Source organism: Stenotrophomonas sp. YJH_SMC_110 (genome assembly GCF_059369255.1).
The window spans coordinates 340,650-359,567 of the sequence record NZ_JCAFSM010000004.1; the positions used below are offsets into that span (position 1 = coordinate 340,650).

General features: G+C 59.6%; 21 protein-coding genes. 11 read left to right on the forward strand and 10 right to left on the reverse strand.

The features are described from left to right. Nucleotides 1-39 precede the first annotated feature (39 nt). The 3 genes from AC5P6H_RS10640 to AC5P6H_RS10650 form a co-directional block, all read right to left on the reverse strand. A complete protein-coding gene (locus tag AC5P6H_RS10640) occupies nucleotides 40-810 on the reverse strand; it encodes a GntR family transcriptional regulator (protein WP_019659231.1) in 771 nt (256 codons plus the stop codon). Nucleotides 811-890: 80 nt separating this feature from the next. Then, nucleotides 891-2,468 (reverse strand): EAL domain-containing protein, encoded by a 1,578-nt coding sequence (locus AC5P6H_RS10645; protein WP_478412309.1) that lies wholly within the window; start codon nucleotides 2,466-2,468, stop codon nucleotides 891-893. Between the two features lie 55 nt (nucleotides 2,469-2,523). Then, on the reverse strand, nucleotides 2,524-4,662 hold the full coding sequence (locus AC5P6H_RS10650; RefSeq protein WP_274600463.1) for a methyl-accepting chemotaxis protein: 2,139 nt from the start codon (nucleotides 4,660-4,662) through the stop codon (nucleotides 2,524-2,526). A gap of 282 nt (nucleotides 4,663-4,944) precedes the next feature. Between AC5P6H_RS10650 and AC5P6H_RS10655 the strand changes: the two genes are divergently transcribed. Further along, nucleotides 4,945-5,193, forward strand: coding sequence for a winged helix-turn-helix transcriptional regulator (locus tag AC5P6H_RS10655; RefSeq protein ID WP_367141463.1), 249 nt, complete (start codon nucleotides 4,945-4,947; stop codon nucleotides 5,191-5,193). A 778-nt stretch (nucleotides 5,194-5,971) separates the two neighbouring features. Here AC5P6H_RS10655 and AC5P6H_RS10660 read toward each other — a convergent pair. Continuing rightward, nucleotides 5,972-6,919: an aromatic alcohol reductase gene (locus AC5P6H_RS10660; RefSeq protein WP_053442702.1), complete on the reverse strand. Its 948-nt coding sequence runs from the start codon at nucleotides 6,917-6,919 to the stop codon at nucleotides 5,972-5,974. A gap of 61 nt (nucleotides 6,920-6,980) precedes the next feature. Here AC5P6H_RS10660 and AC5P6H_RS10665 point away from each other — a divergent pair, with 61 nt between their 5' ends. From AC5P6H_RS10665 to hxsA, 5 genes are all read left to right on the forward strand, one after another. Next, nucleotides 6,981-7,427, forward strand: coding sequence for a winged helix-turn-helix transcriptional regulator (locus AC5P6H_RS10665; protein ID WP_080112492.1), 447 nt, complete (start codon nucleotides 6,981-6,983; stop codon nucleotides 7,425-7,427). A gap of 469 nt (nucleotides 7,428-7,896) precedes the next feature. After that, nucleotides 7,897-8,334: a hypothetical protein gene (locus AC5P6H_RS10670; RefSeq protein WP_238582453.1), complete on the forward strand. Its 438-nt coding sequence runs from the start codon at nucleotides 7,897-7,899 to the stop codon at nucleotides 8,332-8,334. Beyond that, complete coding sequence (gene hxsB, locus AC5P6H_RS10675; RefSeq protein WP_053442700.1) at nucleotides 8,321-9,817, forward strand: His-Xaa-Ser system radical SAM maturase HxsB; 1,497 nt, start codon at nucleotides 8,321-8,323, stop codon at nucleotides 9,815-9,817. Before AC5P6H_RS10670 ends, hxsB begins: the two co-directional genes overlap by 14 nt. Then, a complete protein-coding gene (hxsC, locus tag AC5P6H_RS10680) occupies nucleotides 9,804-10,973 on the forward strand; it encodes a His-Xaa-Ser system radical SAM maturase HxsC (protein ID WP_053442699.1) in 1,170 nt (389 codons plus the stop codon). Before hxsB ends, hxsC begins: the two co-directional genes overlap by 14 nt. Nucleotides 10,974-10,975: 2 nt before the next feature. Then, entirely contained in the window at nucleotides 10,976-11,638 is a 663-nt protein-coding gene (hxsA, locus tag AC5P6H_RS10685) for a His-Xaa-Ser repeat protein HxsA (RefSeq protein WP_148563077.1), read from the forward strand. A 653-nt stretch (nucleotides 11,639-12,291) separates the two neighbouring features. On the opposite strand, the gene AC5P6H_RS10690 is transcribed toward hxsA, so the two are convergent. Continuing rightward, a complete protein-coding gene (locus AC5P6H_RS10690) occupies nucleotides 12,292-12,906 on the reverse strand; it encodes a hypothetical protein (RefSeq protein ID WP_053442698.1) in 615 nt (204 codons plus the stop codon). Between the two features lie 61 nt (nucleotides 12,907-12,967). Here AC5P6H_RS10690 and AC5P6H_RS10695 point away from each other — a divergent pair, with 61 nt between their 5' ends. Beyond that, nucleotides 12,968-13,267 carry a hypothetical protein gene (locus AC5P6H_RS10695; RefSeq protein WP_053442697.1) on the forward strand — a complete coding sequence of 100 codons (300 nt, stop codon included), beginning with the start codon at nucleotides 12,968-12,970 and terminating at the stop codon, nucleotides 13,265-13,267. Between the two features lie 439 nt (nucleotides 13,268-13,706). On the opposite strand, the gene AC5P6H_RS10700 is transcribed toward AC5P6H_RS10695, so the two are convergent. Beyond that, on the reverse strand, nucleotides 13,707-14,141 hold the full coding sequence (locus AC5P6H_RS10700) for a BLUF domain-containing protein (RefSeq protein ID WP_005416069.1): 435 nt from the start codon (nucleotides 14,139-14,141) through the stop codon (nucleotides 13,707-13,709). Between the two features lie 218 nt (nucleotides 14,142-14,359). Between AC5P6H_RS10700 and AC5P6H_RS10705 the strand changes: the two genes are divergently transcribed. Beyond that, a complete protein-coding gene (locus tag AC5P6H_RS10705; protein ID WP_053442696.1) occupies nucleotides 14,360-14,725 on the forward strand; it encodes a hypothetical protein in 366 nt (121 codons plus the stop codon). Between the two features lie 173 nt (nucleotides 14,726-14,898). Further along, entirely contained in the window at nucleotides 14,899-15,102 is a 204-nt protein-coding gene (locus AC5P6H_RS10710) for a hypothetical protein (protein WP_053442695.1), read from the forward strand. An 84-nt stretch (nucleotides 15,103-15,186) separates the two neighbouring features. Here AC5P6H_RS10710 and AC5P6H_RS10715 read toward each other — a convergent pair whose 3' ends face one another. The 3 genes from AC5P6H_RS10715 to AC5P6H_RS10725 are packed head-to-tail and all read right to left on the reverse strand — an operon-like array spanning nucleotide 15,187 to nucleotide 16,949. Then, on the reverse strand, nucleotides 15,187-15,681 hold the full coding sequence (locus AC5P6H_RS10715; RefSeq protein ID WP_234026130.1) for an ABC transporter permease: 495 nt from the start codon (nucleotides 15,679-15,681) through the stop codon (nucleotides 15,187-15,189). Nucleotides 15,682-15,726: 45 nt separating this feature from the next. Then, entirely contained in the window at nucleotides 15,727-16,089 is a 363-nt protein-coding gene (locus AC5P6H_RS10720; RefSeq protein WP_053442693.1) for a hypothetical protein, read from the reverse strand. Beyond that, nucleotides 16,086-16,949: a hypothetical protein gene (locus tag AC5P6H_RS10725; RefSeq protein WP_478412308.1), complete on the reverse strand. Its 864-nt coding sequence runs from the start codon at nucleotides 16,947-16,949 to the stop codon at nucleotides 16,086-16,088. The genes AC5P6H_RS10720 and AC5P6H_RS10725 overlap by 4 nt, the downstream gene beginning before the upstream one ends. 159 nt (nucleotides 16,950-17,108) lie before the next feature. Between AC5P6H_RS10725 and AC5P6H_RS10730 the strand changes: the two genes are divergently transcribed. Together AC5P6H_RS10730 and AC5P6H_RS10735 are read left to right on the forward strand one after the other, a co-directional pair. Continuing rightward, nucleotides 17,109-17,450 carry a helix-turn-helix domain-containing protein gene (locus AC5P6H_RS10730; RefSeq protein ID WP_265349071.1) on the forward strand — a complete coding sequence of 114 codons (342 nt, stop codon included), beginning with the start codon at nucleotides 17,109-17,111 and terminating at the stop codon, nucleotides 17,448-17,450. Nucleotides 17,451-17,530: 80 nt separating this feature from the next. Beyond that, nucleotides 17,531-18,346 (forward strand): hypothetical protein, encoded by an 816-nt coding sequence (locus AC5P6H_RS10735; RefSeq protein WP_053442691.1) that lies wholly within the window; start codon nucleotides 17,531-17,533, stop codon nucleotides 18,344-18,346. On the opposite strand, the gene AC5P6H_RS10740 is transcribed toward AC5P6H_RS10735, so the two are convergent. Beyond that, nucleotides 18,343-18,702, reverse strand: coding sequence for an ankyrin repeat domain-containing protein (locus tag AC5P6H_RS10740; protein ID WP_053442690.1), 360 nt, complete (start codon nucleotides 18,700-18,702; stop codon nucleotides 18,343-18,345). The genes AC5P6H_RS10735 and AC5P6H_RS10740 overlap by 4 nt on opposite strands. Nucleotides 18,703-18,918 lie beyond the last annotated feature (216 nt).

Here is an 18,918-nt window from a genome sequence, read left to right on the forward strand (position 1 = left end):
TCTCGCGCCCCGCGGCCGCAGCGTAACGCCACACTTGATTCACCCTGCCTGCCAACTTGCCGGGGGCAGCGGATACCTAATACTCTGTCGAAAGCGTGAGCTTGGGTAGTGACTGACAGCCACTTCGACAGGGTTGCCGGCTGTGGAGTAGTAGAAGCGAACAACTTGAAGTGCGGGATCACCTGGCGCCACTTGAAGCAGATCGGCGGTCTCCTTGTCGAGAACCGTAGCCGTCATGTCCTGCCGAACTTCCGTCACGGCTATGCCGTACATCCGCTCCAGATTCTGATAGATCGGCCCACGTGCTATCCGCGAGGTGATCTGGGCCGCCGCATACTCCGGATGGAGGTAAACTCGCACAACGCCCGCCGGCAGTGAAGCAGCTGACCGCCTTCTTAGAAAACAAGCCTCAGACAACTGGATACCACGCCGGCACTCCAGAACGTCCGAGAGGCGCTCATTGACGGTGATCAAGCCCAAAGATACGTGGTGAAGCTCTGTCCTTCGGAGAAGCTCGCGAAGGCCATCTACAGAAATGATCGGGGGAAATGCCTCCACCTCCTGTGGCGCCGGAAGCACCATCGAGCCAACCCCTGGGCGAGACGCGATCAAGCCTTGGAACCTGAGCAATGCCAACGCCCGGCGCACGGTTTGGCGGCTCACGCCGTGAACTGACATGAGATTCTTCTCGGACGGCAAAGTACTCCCCACTGGATGAGCCCCGCGCTCAATGTCAATGGTGATTGACTGCGCGAGCGCATGATAGAGAGGCTTCGGTTGGCCTTTGTAGGGCTGGCGTCGATCGGACATTGTCACTTCGTTACTCTTTCCTTTCCATTGCGCGCTGGCCTTCTGAGGAGCGCCGCTCTGTGTTGTCCTGGGCCCAACTTTCACAGATGTCGCCCTTCAAACTTCTCACCTGCGGGCAATGCGCCGGCCTTGCATGGCTTTCCTAAGAACCAGCCTTGACCAACGGCGTCGGGAACGAGCCGGCACATTGCAATCGCCTGCTGCTCGGTTTCAACGCCTTCGGCTACAAGCGGCAGCTTCAGCGCCTTAGCCATTGCGCAGATGGCTTCAACGGCATGGCTCGCCGGAGAATGAGTGCCTGCAGCTCTGGTGAGCCGGCGGTCCATCTTCAGCCCTGCGAGAGGAAGGTCAGCCAGATAGGCGAAGTTCGAGTAGCCAGTTCCAAAATCGTCCAGGTACACCCTGAAGCCCGCCTGCTCCAGCTCGCGCAGCGCCTCTATCAGCAGCTGCTGAGAGGCAGTGGATCGCTCTGTCAGCTCTAGGACTATGGCGGATGCCGAAACTCCATAAATCTTTGTCTGCGCAAGCAGAAACTGTCTTAGTCCGATGCTCAGAATGTCCTGGGCAGACAGGTTGATGCTTGCGTAGAAGCCGTCCCCACATCGTAGGCGCCATCCAATCTCATCTAGGCTTTTCGCGACCACCACCTTCGCCAGCTCAGTGCCGAGTTTCAGGTGTTCCGCCATGGGTACGAAGGTGTCGGGCGAAACATCGGATCCAGTCAGTGTCCGCCAACGAGCCAAGACCTCGACACCGATCATCTGACGGTCAGACAAGCGTCGCAGTGGTTGGTAGACCAAGTCGATGTCTCCGTGCCTGATTGCGCGAGTCAGCATTAGGTCCAGAGCTTCCCGCCGCCCTTGGAAGACCTTCAGTAGAGCCCCTGACCCTGCTCCTCCAGCCAGAGCCAGCGCAAGGATGGACGTAACTGTCCAAGAAGGTTCGTTCCATAGGCTGCCGGATGCGGCTTGGGCAACGACGCAGATATCGAACTCACTGCTGCAGGCGCGTGTGGCGACGTGCCCGGCAGATGGAGTCAACGCCCCGTTCGTGCCCCGCGACATTTCCTGCACTGCGCCAAAGGATTGAAACCGGTGTCTGCCGTCTCGCGTGACCACCAATGCTCCGCCCCCCTCCATGGGCACTGCCACTCGCTCAAACGCCGTTGGAGCCGTGGTCACAATGGCGTTTCCGTACGACGCGAGGTCCACTTTGATGCGCCCATCGCCAGGGGCGGCCACGCTCCGCCAGAGCGAATAGCCTCGAACGAGGCGATTCGGAGCGACAAGCTTTACAGGCGTAGGAAGGCGCCCCCATATTGCTGTACATATCAATCGCCCGTTGCTCAATCTCCCAACATCCTTAATGTAGCGGGAGTGAAACGCTATGAGACGCAGCTCGGCTAAGTCCTCATCTCCACAGGGCGCGGCATCTATCAACAGCGCCTTGTTCAACCCATCAACGCCGGCACGGGCAACATCTTGAGCGTGTTCCAAGAGAACGACCGTATAGTCGGCAAGTTCAACTTTAGCCCGCTGCGTGACTGCCAACTGGGCCGCCGCCAGAGTGCTCGCGACCACGGCTATCCCCAGAAGAAAAGGCGCTGAACGGAGAAGTGCCCATCGCAAAGATCGCCGCTTAGCGGATGACTTGCGCATTCCTGACTCCGGGGTTAGGACCCGCCGGACAGATTGCTATCCGGCGGGATCGGACTCAACTGGCGTGAACCAAACGGGGGCGGAACTCAGTATTTACCTTAAAGAATGCGACTGCCTGAGCAAGCCCATCGGCCTGGTCTTCGACGGCACCGGCTGCTGCTGAGGCCTCTTCCACCAATGCAGCATTCTGCTGTGTCACCTCGTCCATCTGCATCACCGCCTGGTTAACCTGTTCAATGCCCGCAGTCTGTTCTTGGGAGGCTGCGGATATCTCCGTGATCATGTCGCGTACGCGCTGGACGCTCTCAACGACCTGATGGATGGTGGCCCCCGTCTGCCGGACCTCGTTCGAGCTGTCGACCACATCCTGGACCGAGCGATCAATGAGTTGCTTGATCTCCTTCGCTGCCTCAGCGCTGCGCTGGGCCAGCGTCCGGACCTCGCTTGCAACCACTGCAAACCCCCGACCTTGGTCCCCTGCCCTAGCAGCCTCCACGGCCGCGTTCAGCGCTAGTATGTTGGTTTGGAAGGCAATCCCATCGATCACCGTGGTGATGTCTGCGATGCGCTGAGACGACCCCTCAACCTTTTCCATCCTTTCCATTGCCCGATCAACGGCGCGGCCCCCCTGAAGGGCAAGTTCACCAGCGTCCGAAGCGAGTTTGCTAGCCTGCAAGGCATGATCCGCGTTCTGGCGCACCGTGGAAGTCAACTCCTCCATCGACGCAGCCGTCTCCTCCAGGTTCGCCGCCTGCTGCTCCGTGCGACGTGACAGGTCCGAGCTTCCCTTGCTCACTTCCGCGGCGGACACCCGAATGACTCCGGCTCCGTCCTGGATGCCTCGTACGATGCTGCCAAGCTGCTCCGAGGAGGAGTTCGCGGCATCACGCATTTTGGCGAAAACGCCACTGAACTGGCCGGCTACACGGTAGGTCAGATCGCCTTGAGCCACCGCCCCCAGCAGACTCGCGATACTCGAAAGGCTTCGGTCGCTGACGTCGAACATCTGGTTAAGGTTATCGATCATCTCTCGGAAGCTGTGACTAAAGCCATCTGAAGTTCCGCGTTGTGAAAAGTCCCCCAATGCCGCGGCTTGAACAAGACGACGAATCTCCTCGTTGATCGCCAACAAATTGCTTCGTGTGGTCTCCATAGCTTCTGTGATAGCGGTCTGATCTCCGGGCAGAGCCTCCATCCGTACGCTCATGTCCCCTATCGCGTAATGCTGAGCGATGTCGACGATCTGTTCGATCAGCATGTTGGAGCGCTCAACCATGGCGTTGGTGTCAATTGCGAGCTGGCCAAAGGCACCCGGATGACGGGAGCTATCAATACGATGGGACGTCCGCCCTTCGGCCTGAGCAGAGGCCATTTCCTCCTGATCAGCGATGAGAGCCTTGATGCGATCCTGCATCGCGCTCATGCTTCTCAACAGTGCTGCTGTCTCGTCTCGTCCCTCCACCTTGATTAAGTTCTCGATGCCCCCCAATGCAATGGCATTGGCAGTTCTTGTGGCTTGCTCCAAAGGAACGGTCAAACTGCGCGTGATCGCAATTGCCAACGCGATGCTGAGCACGATCGCGAGAAGCCCGGCTGTGATAAGCATCGTGCGACCGCTGGCGCTCGCGGCTTGTGCCTCACGATAGCTTGCGTCCGCCAAGCGCTCCTGAAGCTCCGCGTTGGCAAAGATGGCAGCTTGCCACTCATTGAGGAGCACATCTCCTTCTGCGAGAAGCTTAGTAGCCTGAACTACGTCACCCTGCGAGGCCGCCTCGACAACTGAGTCATTGACCCGACGCGCTGCGAGTCGCTTTTCGGTGATGACGGCACGAATCCTCTTCCCTTCCTCGTCGGCAGGGGTTGCGTAGAGGGCATCACGAGCCTCGTCGTACACCTTCCGCTGCTCGGCGATCTTTCGCATCAAGGATGCCTGGACATCCTTGTCCTGCAGCATGATCAGTTCACGCAACGAGATACTGATCTGCATGTTCGCGCTTGCCATGGATTTGGAGAGTCGAATGCGCTCCATGCTCTCTTTGACTATCGAGTCCATGCTTCGCTCAGCACGGGACAGCGTCCAAAGACCGGACGCAACGATGGACATCGCAACCGCGATCAAGATAGCGAAGGCGGCACTCAAGCGGGTACCGACCCTGAACCGCATCAAGAAATTCTTCACATTCACACCTTTCATGGGGGAGGAGTTGGCTCCTGGCCGACAACGTCAGCGGGCCAGTGATCGGCCCCATCCGGCACAACCTTAGCCCTCCCACAGCGGAGTAGCACCCCACCTGGACTTTTCGCAATGACCACCATATAAGCGACATTGCGCGACGTTCACCACCTTTCTTGACAGGCGCTGCGTATCCAAAGAGTCGGTCCTGCCCGTTTACAGCTGCGCGCCATCGAAATCAGCAGGAACATGTATCTTTCGTTTGTCCATGACTTGTCCATAGTTGCCAGCGAAGGCAAGGACATGCCCCCCTCGAGGCAGGCGGCGCCTCCTGTCAGGGGAGAGGTCCACATTGCCCCTGACCATCTCCCATTGAATGGATATTCCCGGACGGAGGCAGGGATACACACGCATAACCAACTCGGCTTCAATGGTTGGCTTCGTCCTGCAGAGATCGGACGTCGGATGCACGGGATTACACAACGCATGCTGACCCGTAGGTTTCGCCATTTGGAGCGCGATGGGCTGGTAAGTGCGTCACTACTTAGATGAGCTGGCACCCCGAGTCGAATATGCACTTGCTGACCCGAGAGACGAAATCTTGGCTCAATTATTTCCTCTTTGGACTTGGATTGGAGAGAATCCTCAACAGCCTTCGATTCGTACGAGAGCCGTTCGCCAGCAAGCTGTCACGCGAAGAGGTTTGAACAGAGCGATCTCTCTGGGCTCAACTATTGACTGAGCGTGCTTGCTGGAGAGTTCATGGATGCCTGGCTCGACCAGAGCGCCTTTGAGTGCCGCTGGGGCAGTCAAGCCCCCTTGGGCTGATCGCTCAGATGGACAAGGTCGTAGGCTTCCTTGCTGTCGAAGTAGTAGCAGAACGAGCCCTTCGGCACTCCCAGCTACTTGACGGCCTCCTCGATGCCCGTGGCGGAGAATCTAGCTCCGTCTACAACTGGAGCTCGGTACGCACAAGCTCTCTCCTGGTGTCATCAAAGCCGCGGTCCGCCCCGGAGGGCGGCCGCGTTGGCGTGATACCTCGGTGTTGGAGGCAACATGAAGTGAACTTCAGGCCGACCGCCTATCAAAATCAACCGCCAAGCGGCATCGCTCGCTCATCGCAGGTGGGCTATCCGGCGCTGAGCGGCTCCTGAATCAGCGCAAGTAGCGGACCTCAGGGACACACATGACTCCCACCTAATCTGTGGAACCACTTGGCATTACTAAACAGACGCTGTGATCAGCACCTCAAGTAACTCGCCGCAGATCTAGCAAGGACTACCTCTCTACCGCCAGTTGCCCAGCGAGGACGACGACTAGCCCAGGCAAGCTATTTAACACCTCCCAGCTCAGCGGCGATCAGCGCTGACACGTCCGTGACCGGAATGCCTTCGCGCTCATTAAATGTCCCGGCCTTCGACCAAGACATGCCGCGGCCGATGGCGAATGCAGCCCGGTATTTGCGCATCATGTTCTTGGGATCGTTCTTCAGCTCTTCCAAGAGGAAAGGCACCGTCCAGACGGAACGCTTGAAGGATCGACCAAGACCAGCCTCCAATTTATCCGCAACTTCACCATAGGTGACGGTGTCGCCAGCCAAGAAGACAATCTCATTACGAATCGTTGGATCAAAGAACACGATCTCCGCAGTTAGGCGGCCAATATCATCGGGTGTTGTTAGCGTAACAGCATTATCAAGACTACCCAGCGCGTGGACCTCACTGTTCTCGAGATCAACCACGCCAAACTCGGGCTCAAACAAGTAGCTCATGAACATACCTGTCGAGATGATGACCCAATCGGTCCTGTCTTGCGACCGCAGCAACTCGCGAACGTCCAGCTGCGCATCGAAGATATCCTGCGGACCACCACGACCGATCGCCTCGAAGTCCACCCCGAACTGCCATGGGAAGTAGCGCGGAATGCCAGACTGGAGCGCGGCCTTGGCAAGCTTCATAGGCGTGTTGATGCCCGCAGCGTAGCCAGCACAGCCGATCACAGTATCGTAGCGGGAGAAGAGAGAAGCCAACTCATCGATCGAGTCATCCACCAAATCCCCCAGCACAATTTCGATACCCGCATTACGAATATCTGAAATATCCTTCTGCTTGGACGGATTGCCCGATTTGACGGCACTTTCGCGAAGCAGGACACTTATTTTTGCTCCATCAACTTCCTTCGCACGACGCGCCAGACTGCGCAGCACCGGCATACCGAGCTCACCCGCTCCCAATACAAGAATATTTCTCGACTTAACGTCATAATTCACATTATTCATCACTGCACTCACTTCAGCTTGTCTTTCCGGTATACTGCCAGCCCGTGAACTGGCGCGAAAGATGGGCACACGCGTGATACTGCCGTCAGACAATCTCCGTAGAGAAGACATCCTTCAGTACTCCCAGACGGTCTGCGATGGACTTCGAGATGATGACGATGGGCTTCGTCGAGAGGTCCTTGCCCATGCAGGCAGCCGTTGGTCGCTAGGTGTCATTCATACACTAGGCGTTTATGGTCAGCTTCGACATGCAGAGATCGGCCGTCGGATGCACGGAATCACGCAACGCATGCTGACCCGTACGCTTCGCCATTTGGAGCGCGATGGGCTGGTAGTGCGTCGCGAGTTCGATGAAGTGGTGCCCCATGTCGAATATGCACTCTCCGACTCTGGATATGAGCTCCTGGTTCGAATGGTCCCTCTTTGGACTTGGATTGTAGAGAACGTCAGCAGCTTTCGATCCGCACGAGAAAGGTTCGATAGAAAGCTGCCACGCGACGAGGCCTGAACAGAACGACCTAACTAAGCTCAGTTATCGCTTCAGCACGATTGCTGGAGAGCTCTTGATTATCTGTCACGAGCGCGGCGCCTTCTTTTGTGCCGCTGCGGCATTCCTGCCCCGGGCTATTCGCTCAGCTGGGCTGGCATGGAGATTGTTGATTAATATCGACCAGGCTCCGCACTTGGGTGTCAGATTCGCCCGATAAAGCCAGCTGCTCGCACTCCACGCTGATGCGGCGGCAATGCCGGCACTTGCGCTCAATCCAACGTTGAAAGATCACTGCCTGCGCATCAAGGAGCAGGTCGCTGCCCCAAGTAGTTGCGAGTAAGCACTATCGGCTCGGTCAAGCCCGCATATCGCGCTTCCACGATCGGCGCCATTAAGACCGAAAGACAATGTCTCTCATGGCCGCCCATCCTCTGCAAAGAAGCTTGTTTGGCTTCATTCCGGAGCATAGGCTGCGGGCGTCCAGCGCTTGAAAGAAGGCCCCAAGCTACCGCTGCTCTTTGTGGAGACAGGGAATCTGCAGCAAGTGGGACTTCCGACTGCCGAACTTGCAACAGCGCCCGGTCAGGAGCACAGTTCGTGCATCAAAGGGGGATGGGCAATGGAACGCTCGCAATTCATTATTGATCGCGCACTGTATTCAGACGACGTGGCGGCTCGGGCCGCGCATCGCTATACCGGCCAGCTTGGTATAGAGGTGCGCTGCCAAGGCGCCAACCTCATCGTTGGCATTTGGTCTCCGGACGGCTGTATGGTGCCAGAGGACATCTGGGCCCGGTTTTCTCGAGATTTGCTTGACGAACGCCTGCGAGCGGCCGTGCGAGCGGAGACGAGCGGACTTCAGCAGGAGCTGCTTCGTGCAGCACTGAACCAGGCACAGCCGGCGGTGCCCCATGTCGAGGTTTAGGCTCGCTGAGGCTTTCGCCGCGCCATCGGACTACCAACTGTTGCCTCTACGGTTCCGGCGTCTGCCGTGGGATCACGATCGGGCCTTCGTCTCGTCGATGGCAGGCGACTGGCTCCTGATGAAGATGGAGGACGTTCAGCGTCTGGTGACCCACCAGTTGCCGACCGAGTCCGCCCTCTTTGCGGATTTGGAAGCCCGGCACCTGGCCGTTGCCGGCACCTACCGAAGCAGCTTGGCGCCTCTGCTTAGTCAAATCCGCAGCCGAAAGTCCTACCTGATGGGTGGACCTGCTCTCCACATCTTCGTGGTTTCCCTGCGTTGCCACCACACCTGCAACTATTGCCAAGTGTCGCGGCAGGAAACGAGCGCCACTGCGTTCGACATGGAAAGCGCGCACGCCGGACAGGCGGTGGAACGGTTGTTCGAATGGCCGAGCCAAGAACTGACGATCGAATTCCAAGGGGGTGAACCCCTGCTCAATTTTGAGCAAGTGAAGGCCATCACCCGGCAGATCGTCGAGCGCAATCGGACCGCCCGACGCTCGCTGCGGTTCGTGCTGGCATCCACCCTGCATGACCTCACCGACGACCAGCTGGCGTTTCTGACCGAACATCGCTTCAAGCTCTCTACGTCACTGGACGGTCCCGAATGGCTTCACAACGCCAATCGCCCCAGACCCGGTCGCGACAGCTACCGGCGGACTGTTGAGGGGATTGAACGCGGACGCCGTTGGCTGGGAGACGATGCCGTCTCGGCGCTGACGACCCTGACCCGCCAGAGCCTCGAGGTCCCTGAGGCCATCATCGACGAATACCGGACGCTGGGATTCCACAGCATCTCCCTGCGTCCCCTGAGCCCCTACGGATTCGCCACCAAGACGGCCCGCCGCACCGGCTACCCCACGGAAGACTTCCTGGCCTTCTACCGACGCGCATTCGACCACTTGCTGTCGGTGAACCTGGCCGGCTACGCCATGGAAGAGTCCTACGCGTCTCTCCTTCTCTCCCAGCTCTTCACTTCGTTCGGGCACGGTTACGTCGATCTCCGATCACCCTCCGGAGCCGGGTTGGGCGCCGTCATTTATGACCATGATGGGCGGGTCTATCCGTCGGATGAGGCACGCATGCTGGCCGCCATGGGGGACGATGCCTTTGCCTTGGGCCACGTCAGCCAACCGGTCGGCCAATGGCTGTCCTCGCCCGCCATGGGCCGCTTGCTGGACGCCGGCGTCGCCGAGGCCCTACCCACGTGCTCCGATTGCGCGTTTGTGCCTATGTGCGGCGCTGATCCGATCGAGCACTACGCCCGCCAGGGGGATCCCATCGGCCATCGGCCCAGCAGCGACTTCTGCCGGCGGAACATGGGGCTCTTTGATTTCCTGCTGGAGCGCTACGAGAAGGCTGACCGGAACATCCAAGGATTGATGCGCTCCTGGGCCAATCCGAAGCCATCGGTGGAGGACGCCGTCCATGCTGCCGCTTGAAACCAGAGCCGAGCTGGCGCCGTCGGCGAAAGCCAGTCTGCTGAAGGTCGTGTCTCTGGCAGAGTTTGCCCGATCAGCGCTTCCCTTGGAGCGCCTGGCACTGGATCTGAGGGACGTCCCAGCGGACCACTCCAGCAATGAGCTGCTAAACCTGCCTTGGGGTGCAGTCTTGCCCTCGAGCGGGTTGCGCTCACCCAGTGAGGCTCCTCTCGTTCACTTGGAAGGTCCGCCGGGTGTTTGCAAGCCTGGGGATGTGTTGGAGCTCAATCCCCTGCAGAAGAAGGTGGCGATTCGCTACCGGCGCGGAGACACCGGCAATGTGTTGTTCGCCACCGAGCGCTGCAACAGCTACTGCCTGATGTGCTCTCAGCCGCCCCGAGACGTTCAAGACGATTGGCGGGTGAGGCACCTCCTGGACCTGATCGACCTCATCGATCCGGAGGAACCTTCGCTGGCGATCAGCGGCGGGGAACCGACCCTGCTAGGTGACGGGTTGGTCGACGTGGTGGCCAAATGCGCGCACGTGCTGCCCAACACCCACCTGCACATCCTGTCCAACGGCCGAATGCGTGAGCCCGGCCTGCACGCGAAATTTGCGGGCCTCCATCCTAACCTGAGCTGGGGCATTCCGCTCTACGGAGACCGCTATGCCTTGCACGACTACGTCGTGCAAAGCGAGGGGGCGTTCGCTCAGACCCTTCGTGGGCTTTACGCATTGGAAGCTGCCCAGCAGCGGGTGGAGATACGGGTCGTGTTGGTTAAACCCACGGTCGAGCGGCTGATACAGCTGGCCCGCTACATCTGGCGCAACCTGCCCTTCGTCGAACACGTCGCACTGATGGGCATCGAGCCCATCGGCTTTGCCAAAGCCCATCAGCGTGAGCTTTGGGCCGATCCAGCGGACTACGGTGACGTCCTGTCCGAAGCGGTAGGGCTGCTGGCCGAGGGCGGAATCCCGGTCTCGCTCTACAACCTGCCCTTGTGCGCGTTGGACCGATCGCTTTGGCCCTACGCCGTGCAGAGCATTTCGCCTTGGAAGAACGACTACCTACCCGCCTGCGAAACCTGCTCGGTTCGACAGCGGTGCGGCGGCTTCTTCTCGTGGGTCACACCGGCTTGGACCAGCCGGTCCATCTCTCCTGTCTTGGAAACCTGATCATGTCCAACGCACTGATGATCGTCGGCGCCGCCACCTTGGGAACCCTGGGCACGGAGCCGCCCAAGGGCCAGTCCGAACTTTCCAGGCTCTCCGAGTTGGACGGGAAATACGCGACCGTCCTGAGCACCTCGTTGAATGCAGGCCGGCACAACCTGTATGCAGGGCACCGCAGCCACAGCTCCCATCGATCACACAGTTCCCATCGCTCCCATTCGTCCGGGTCGGGAAGCTCGTATCGCTCCTACACCCCGCCACCGGCGACCTATACCCCACCGCCCACCCGCTACACCACGCCAGCGAAACCGGCGGCGCCCGCAACTTCCCGAACCACCGGGAGAGGCGCCAGCCATTTGAACAGCTACCCGACCCAGAATCTGGATCCAGCCACCCGAGCAAACTCGAGGTCTACGAACAACCTGACCTTGGAACCTGGCACTTACGAAAAGCCAGTCACGGAGGGACGGGACGCCGATGCGCTCAAGCTGCTCATCATGCGCGTCCAAGCAGCGCTCTATTCCAAGGGCTACGATCCGGGCGCCATCGACGGGGCGCTTACCCCTGAGACCCAATCGGCGCTGCGCATGTTCCAATTGGCCCACGGCATTCGAGCGACAGGAACGATGACAACTCCGACGCTCGACGCACTCGGGGTGCGGCTCTAATCAGCACGCCGGCACCATGCCGTGGCTTCCGCCTAATGCCAAAAGCTGACCACACACCAGCGTTCGTGAAGCCCCCCCCTTCCCCGAGGAGCCTTGCCTGACACCCCGTGAGGTCGAGACCAGGATTGGATTGCGCATTACCCAGGCCATGGCGTAAAGGCACACGGTGGAGCGCTTCGCTTGGGGGCACACTCTCATGGCATCCGCGCGCATCGATCCGGTGAGCAGGCTCTAGAGCCTTCCTCTGGGGCGCAGAGCTTCGGCCGGAATGAAACTCTTAACGGTTCATGGTGTAAGGTTGACCCAACTGGCTCCTCTCTGGCGCGAAATCCTTCGCCCCTGTGTCTAGCCCCTCTCAGGTATGACACATGACACCCTCGACCGCTTTCCGGATCCTTCGGATTCGCCCTTTGCTGCGCCTGAATGGAACGATCGAGCGAGTGGAATCCCTACAGGCCAAGTGTGGCTCGTGTGGGGACGAATCGCGTATGTCGCATGGCCAAGGCCTTACCGATGCTGTGGGGGGGGTGGAGCTCACCTGTCCCGCATGCGCGGTTACGGGGATTTTGACCGTAGACCAAGCGTGGTCTCTCTGGGGAGAGCAGATGAGAAAGGATAGGATCCTGGCGCTAGCAGGGCTGGTGCCCGAAGATCTAGATCGCACCTAGATCTTGCGTCACCGCCTGCCCGTCGCGCAGCAACGTCACCAGAAGCCGACCACCAGCCACCTGCCGCCCTACCCGCGCGTTAAGCCAAGTGGCCTGGATTTTGCCGGCTGCAAGGACATCGCCTGGGGCAAAGCTCTCAGGCCTGCCAGCCAAGGGTTCTCCCGGCGAGGCCAAGCCGCCATCAAGGCACTGAACAATGGTAGGTCTGGTGCTGTCGTTCTTGGCGTACGCAGTGGCCATCATCCGACCATTCCTGGGCGACCAGCCCCCAAGAACCAGCTCAGTCCCGAGATGGTCAATCGGTAGGCGCGCTTCAGCAGCCGCCCTCACGTAGTTCGGCCAAAGTTGGTCCAGCACCAAGCCCAGCTCCGCAGAAAGCTGTTCCATCGTGAAATCTGCGCGGAAGCTCGCCTGAAGCGCCAGCTCGTAGACACGAAGAAAAAACTGCGTAGACCCGCGTGCGGCCATCACGAGATTGTGCTGCGGAATCAGGAGCATTTTGGCGCCCGAGGAGTGGGCGCCGGTCCGGGCATCCTCTGCCAGGGTGTCAACAGCAACGAGGAGCTGGCTAGGGCTCAGCAAGACGTTGAGAATGCTCATTGTGTCTGCCTAATGACCTAGATGGACTATCTCTCGTATTCATCCTCAAGTCGAGTCCGCTATGACATACACCCTGGAGCAACTTGCTGAACGCCTGCACGCATGCGAGGTCGACTTAGAAGCGCATCGGGGATACCTCAAAGCGATGGAGTACGCACTCGGCGCGACCATCGCCACCCACAGTGATCCGCCATCATTGCGCCGGATCTGGGACCTGATGTTGGTGGAAGCGGCGGACACTCATGCCGGCCTCGATAGCCCGATCTTCACCGCTGCCTTTCAGCAGTCTCTTCGGATGCTCACCGAACAGATATCCCTGATGGACCCAGGCCCTACCAGCCAGCGCCCAATAGATCAGTAAGGATCTGCTCCAGCTTGGTGGCCGCCTCCTGCTGAGAGTTGACCTTGATCGAAAGGCCGCTTTGAGCGGGACCAGGACGAGTCTCAAACCGAGTGATGGTTCCACCTCCGCTTCCGTCCACCTCCACTCTGGCGGTAATGATTCTGCCATTGGCGTTGAACGTCCAATCCTGGAAGGCGTGCATTTCTATGCTCGAAGCTGGGTTGTGCAGAATAACCTGCACCAACCGGCTCTAGGGCCACCCGGCTCGACAAGCCGCCCCCTGTTATGCGCCCAATCGCGGCGTTGTCGTCCTTGTTCGCGTCTCAAGATCCCGCACCGCACCCTCGTTATCGCGGGGATCTTCGCCGCAGGTGCCATCAAGCGCTCCCGCATTGAAAGCAAGCCCTCATCCTGAAACGAACCCCAGTTGCGCCCTCCTACGTGCCCACGGCGCGCACTAGGCCTCGGCTGGCTCGCGGTGTCGGGCAACGAGCTCGGCGAGCTGCTCCATGCCCGTCACGGGCTCAAACCTGCCCTTCAAACGCTGTGAGAAGTTGGTCCAGTCCGCTCGAACCAAGGTCTTCAAACAGGGAGTGGACACCCGCATGAACAGCAGAGGCTGATCGGAGAAGCGAAGCTTTTGGACAGCACCTCTAGCGAGCTGCACAAGCTCTGAGTGGATGTCCAGCGACTCCACATAGACCAGCGTCGCACCTACTGCGCTGGCAGTCCCTTCTAGGTAGGTGAAAAATCGGCTTCCATCGAAGCACACAACTGCGCGCGAACCACATGCCTCATTGAACTCAGCGCCGGCTGCCATCAGCTCGGCAATCCGCACTTCAGTCAGCTCCTCTACTGCTGAGCTTACAAAGACAACCGAGCAATTGAGCATGCCTAACAACCTCGAGTTAAGGCGTCAGCCTACGCCGCGCTTTGTGCTCTGGGCGTGCAGGAAGGAAAGGCGAAAGCGAGAGGTCAGTCAGTCGCGGGACCTTCACGCTCGCGCAACTATTCTCGCCGACGCCGCTCAATGCTGAGCGGTCAAGAACGGCATCGGACTCTTCTTGCGCAACTCGCAGGAAGCGATCAGCCCAGAGTCATCGCCACTGCATGATCAAGAGCAAGCCCCTACACGCCCCGCCCTTTGAACCAAACTCGCCTCAATTCGTCTGGAAAACCAGGTTCAAGGACAAATGTGTCTACACCGGATGCGGAGTGGGTCTTCCCGGGCGAATTGACAGCGATCACCTTGCCGAAGTCCACGCAACCAAGCAGGCGCTCGCAGCCCAGCTTGCGCACGTTCGGCTCTCGCAGTGCCACGAGGTGTTCGTCAGGAACACGACTGCCGCATTGATCACCGTCCACCATTTCCTGTCCCAGGCGGCGGAAAGGGATGCGGTCTTCTTCCTCTGCGCAACTGTTGAGGTTGCCGGGGAGATCATGGCGACACTCAACGTGGATGACAGACCGGCTTGAAGCAGGAAACTAGCAGTGGGAGATGAATCATTTTACGGGATAGTGAGACTTCGGTAGCAGTTAAGCCTCAGATCGCAAACGGCTTGACACATTTTCAGATCCACTCCTCCGTATACCTTGCCAAGCTTCAGACGCATGGTTAGATGCTTCCATCTTCAATGGAGGCAGGAACGATGGGCAACGTTCGCAGCAATAAGAAAGAACCACGCTTAGCTAACGATTGGCGCCAGGCCACCGAGGCCATACCAATCTTGATCGTCGAACGGAACGAAGCTTCCGTGATGGGCACCGACGCGTTGATCGCTGCAGCCAAAACGGGCCTCAGGAACGCCTGCGAGAACTACCGGACGGCTTTGATCGAGCATCGAAGGGCGTAAGCGGCCATCGTCGCCGGCATCTTTCGCGAACCGCTGAAAGGGGGGGGGCCCCCTTTTATGGTTGTCAGAAGCCCCCTGCCCGCCCTATAGGCTGGTGGCGCGCCACACGCGCCCGATCAACCCGCCCACCAGTGGCGCGATAGGAAAGACGGTGTAGAGGGCGGCCAACGCCAAGGGCGGGACCGACACGAAGAAGTTGCGTTCCGCCTCGATCAGGCCAGGGTAGAAGATCCCTACACCGATGCTCGCCAGCTGGACGACCACCACGACCAGCGTGCCCATCAGTGCCCCCTTCCAAAAGCCCCCGCGCCTTGGTTCCAAGAAGGGATTGACCGCCCTGGCTGCCCGAACGCGCGCCGCCCGCCAGTTCAGCACGTAAAGCAGCAGGAGGAGCGCCAGCACGCTAACACCAGCCGAGAACGCCGCCACAGCCTGCCAAGCAAGCCCCAGCTCTCCAGAAATTTCTGCACCGCCTGCGAAGGCGAGCAGGCCAGCGCCGCCCAAGAGGACCGTTGCGGGTGCGAGCAGGCCCCACTGCATATGGGACGCGGTCGAGTGAGAGCGGACATGGGCATTCATGGAACCTCCAAATGGGCGAGAACGAGGGCGGGTTACAAGGACCGATCAGGGCTTCTTTTGTGCGTCGATGAGCACCCACTGCCCGGCCTGCTTTTCAAACACCAGGTCTGCCTGGGCTGGCACGGGCGCAGGCTCTTCCTTCAGCTGGCGTCCACCCTGGAAACCAATCACATCGAGGGTGCCGCCGGTGACGCACGTCGTTCGCTCGGGCCCGCTCTGGTTGCAGTCGACGTTCAAGTCATCCCAGCCACGCACTTCCACGCGCTGCCCTAGCTCGGCCACCAGGTTCGCGTTCAAATACTGCTCGTACCCCTTTGCAACCTGCTCTACCGACGGTCCCTGTTCCGCCTTACCGCAAGCAATCAAGGCAACAGCTGCTACCGCGGCGACCACCATTCCACGCTTCATGCACCTTCTCCTCGGCTCTTGGTGATGTCCACTTCGATCGTTTCGTTCCGATAGCCCAGGCTCACCTTCTCGACGGTCACGTCCATCTTGGGTTCGGTGCCGTCGACCCAAACCCGATTGACCGAGAAGACCACGCGGTCGTCTTGGAACGAGCGGCCTTGCCGCGCGAGATTGGCCGCTTCGGCGGGGTCCATCCGAATCAGCAACCGGTAGCGCCCCGCGTTCGGAGGGCTGGACACGCCGGTGGGCGTCTTGCGGATCCAGGGGACGAAGTTCTTTCCCGTGACACTCAAGCCGGCAACCGAGATCTGCGGCATCGGCACGAACACTTCCATGACGCCCCGATTCGCGTTGTAGCTGACCCCACCCAGCGCTTTGAAGTTCGGGCGAACGGCATACCGCCGAATCCCTTTGAACCGCTCCAGCCGGGCGTCGAAAGCAGGCCCGAAGCGCTGCTCGATCACCGCCGCAGGCGGCTCTGCCTCTTTGCTGCCGGTCGTCCTCTTTGCGGCCACCCACGCCTGCCGCAAGCACCACTGCCGTTTGTCAGGCCGCAACTGGTAGGCGGAATGGGCCATGGCCAACAGGCCCATGTCGCACATGTCGATCCCTTGTGCCCCGGTGGAGGACAGCCCTTCGCGCAGGTGCTGAGCACCCTCAAGGGTGTCCTCGTCCAGGTCCCAGTAGATGCCGAGCGGCTCGGCGTACAGGGGATGGGACACCTTGGCCTGTGACGCGGATTTCCCAGAAATGGCCCCACCGACCTGCCGAAGCAGGCCCGATGCGGTCGTGGGTTCGGCGCTGACGCCCGTCGATACGGCCAGCGCGAGCGCGCCAGCCAGAACTGCCCCGTTCTTCATACAGCCCCTCGTTCCTTTGGATGGACTTGCCACATACTTACGTGGCACGTAGAGTCTACCCGGGGCGTAGGCCTTGCGTCATGATCGGTGCATGCTTGCACTGCATCCGTTCAGCCTGTGACTACGCCGACAACTCCGCGAGCGATCGTGGCCGCGCGCTTGCGCCAAGCCAGGATCCTTCGAGGCTTCAGCCAGCGCGAAGTGGGGGTCAGGATGGGCCTGGACAAAGACACCGCATCGGCTCGCATCAGTCGCTATGAAAGCGAGTCGATGACGGTGAGCCTGGAAGCACTATTTGAGCTTGCGCAGGCACTGGACGTGCCGCCGGCCTACCTGCTGGCGACGACGCCGGCGATGGCCGACGCCATTTTGGCGCTGGGCGTTCAAAGCGAGGCCCAGCAGGCCAAGCTTTCTCAAGCCCTGGAAGAGCTGACCGCACTCCCCCCTGGAAAGCGAAAGCAGGCCATTGACCGCCTCTTGGCAGACCTCGAACCTTCATAGGCTCCTTCCAGCGAGCCGGTCTCAGCGATTGCGACGGCAACAGGTGATAATCCGCCCGGTATGGACACGGGGGATACGGGATGTTGTTTTCATCTACGATCAGCGATCGCTTTCAACGGTTCAAACTGTGGTGGTTCATCCAACCATTGACCGTTAGGGCTTACTGCAGTGGGGCGGCCCTCATGGGCATCGCCCTTCTTCTGTTCCGCTTTGCTCCGAAGGCTTTGGCCACCGACGTCATCACTTACGCGGCCAGTTTCTTCTTTGCAGTTGGGTTCCTACGTGAAGCATTTCTCTGGCTCTATCCGAAGCTCCAGCTGCCACTGGCCAAGTTGGCTGTCACAGCAATGAGCGTTATGGCGCTTGCCGCCGCAACAGGGATCAGCCGCCTGGCAGTCAACGATGGCACCGGACAGGATCCTTCTCATTTTCCAACTGCAGTAGCCCTACTTGTGCCTTTCGCTTTCGTGCCGATCATCGCCTTCGTGATTACGGTTTCAAGCGGCCTTTCAGCCATAGGCATTCTCATTTGGGCTGCAGGAACTTCCCCTTGGGGGAAAACGAAGAGGAGCGACTTTGACTATTTGATGCTTTGCTCACGCATTTTTGCCGCAGCAGTGGTGTCCATCGTAGCTGCGTTCGCGATAGGAGACTCACCAGTAGCGCCGTCCTGGATGAGATCAGTGGCCCGCCACACCGCATTTGCGCTCGACCTTTATAGCGATGCTTCGTGCGCCGTACATCCGAGTGATCGGTTTCACCGCATCAACGATGACATCGTGATCTTGGGGAGGATCACACCCGACGGTCCACGCTATGTTCGCCGCAGTTGCCCCTTACAGGCCGAAGCGGAGGCGCCTGAGCTGCCTCTCCTTGGCCCTCACCCCAACCTCTAGACAGGGGAATACGTTTCCAGAAAATCGGCGAATTCCTCGTCTTGACAGGCCAGTGCTTCGAGCCGAGGCTCGCCCTCCTCTATGCACGCACCGGCCTTGATAAGCATCAGGGCCACTTCCTGCTTGGTTTTGCTATCTAGATCGCTTGCCCATGCAAGCCACACCAGAGGAGGCTGGTCCATCTCGTCGTAGGTGTAGGGGTAGCCGTCCGGATCTACCCCGACTTCCAACATCGCGGCAACCATCTCGATATCGCCATGGGCGCACGCGTGGTGGAACTGCGGGAACGGCAAGGCTCGGGCGCGCACTTTGAGTTCCAACGGCAGCCGGCTGATGAGATTGTCCATCTCGTCCATGACAGCCCGGGTTTCCTCTTCACACTGAATTGGCAGACTCCAATGCGGATCTCTGGCGCTACGATGCCCTTCAGCGCTCATATCATTGTCCGTCTCTTTGCTCATCGACGCTCAACCAAAGACGTTCCCGGTTGGAACACCGTAATGTTGGCGAAGGGGAGCTGTAGGGCTCACTAGGCGCTGTGGCGCTTTATCGGGACATCTGTCCCGACAACG

What these genes read in the sequence shown, in the direction of transcription:
- AC5P6H_RS10650 (WP_274600463.1), bottom strand. Translation starts at nt 4,662, where the DNA reads ATGAAAGGTGTGAATGTGAAGAATTTCTTGATGCGGTTCAGGGTCGGT.
- AC5P6H_RS10640 (WP_019659231.1), bottom strand. Translation starts at nt 810, where the DNA reads ATGTCCGATCGACGCCAGCCCTACAAAGGCCAACCGAAGCCTCTCTAT.
- AC5P6H_RS10660 (WP_053442702.1), bottom strand. Translation starts at nt 6,919, where the DNA reads ATGAATAATGTGAATTATGACGTTAAGTCGAGAAATATTCTTGTATTG.
- AC5P6H_RS10740 (WP_053442690.1), bottom strand. Translation starts at nt 18,702, where the DNA reads ATGGACGAGATGGACAATCTCATCAGCCGGCTGCCGTTGGAACTCAAA.
- AC5P6H_RS10665 (WP_080112492.1), top strand. Translation starts at nt 6,981, where the DNA reads ATGGGCACACGCGTGATACTGCCGTCAGACAATCTCCGTAGAGAAGAC.
- hxsA (WP_148563077.1), top strand. Translation starts at nt 10,976, where the DNA reads ATGTCCAACGCACTGATGATCGTCGGCGCCGCCACCTTGGGAACCCTG.
- AC5P6H_RS10700 (WP_005416069.1), bottom strand. Translation starts at nt 14,141, where the DNA reads ATGCTCAATTGCTCGGTTGTCTTTGTAAGCTCAGCAGTAGAGGAGCTG.
- AC5P6H_RS10655 (WP_367141463.1), top strand. Translation starts at nt 4,945, where the DNA reads ATGCCCCCCTCGAGGCAGGCGGCGCCTCCTGTCAGGGGAGAGGTCCAC.
- hxsC (WP_053442699.1), top strand. Translation starts at nt 9,804, where the DNA reads ATGCTGCCGCTTGAAACCAGAGCCGAGCTGGCGCCGTCGGCGAAAGCC.
- AC5P6H_RS10690 (WP_053442698.1), bottom strand. Translation starts at nt 12,906, where the DNA reads ATGAGCATTCTCAACGTCTTGCTGAGCCCTAGCCAGCTCCTCGTTGCT.
- AC5P6H_RS10735 (WP_053442691.1), top strand. Translation starts at nt 17,531, where the DNA reads ATGTTGTTTTCATCTACGATCAGCGATCGCTTTCAACGGTTCAAACTG.
- AC5P6H_RS10720 (WP_053442693.1), bottom strand. Translation starts at nt 16,089, where the DNA reads ATGAAGCGTGGAATGGTGGTCGCCGCGGTAGCAGCTGTTGCCTTGATT.
- hxsB (WP_053442700.1), top strand. Translation starts at nt 8,321, where the DNA reads ATGTCGAGGTTTAGGCTCGCTGAGGCTTTCGCCGCGCCATCGGACTAC.
- AC5P6H_RS10645 (WP_478412309.1), bottom strand. Translation starts at nt 2,468, where the DNA reads ATGCGCAAGTCATCCGCTAAGCGGCGATCTTTGCGATGGGCACTTCTC.
- AC5P6H_RS10695 (WP_053442697.1), top strand. Translation starts at nt 12,968, where the DNA reads ATGACATACACCCTGGAGCAACTTGCTGAACGCCTGCACGCATGCGAG.
- AC5P6H_RS10725 (WP_478412308.1), bottom strand. Translation starts at nt 16,949, where the DNA reads ATGAAGAACGGGGCAGTTCTGGCTGGCGCGCTCGCGCTGGCCGTATCG.
- AC5P6H_RS10710 (WP_053442695.1), top strand. Translation starts at nt 14,899, where the DNA reads ATGGGCAACGTTCGCAGCAATAAGAAAGAACCACGCTTAGCTAACGAT.
- AC5P6H_RS10715 (WP_234026130.1), bottom strand. Translation starts at nt 15,681, where the DNA reads ATGAATGCCCATGTCCGCTCTCACTCGACCGCGTCCCATATGCAGTGG.
- AC5P6H_RS10705 (WP_053442696.1), top strand. Translation starts at nt 14,360, where the DNA reads ATGATCAAGAGCAAGCCCCTACACGCCCCGCCCTTTGAACCAAACTCG.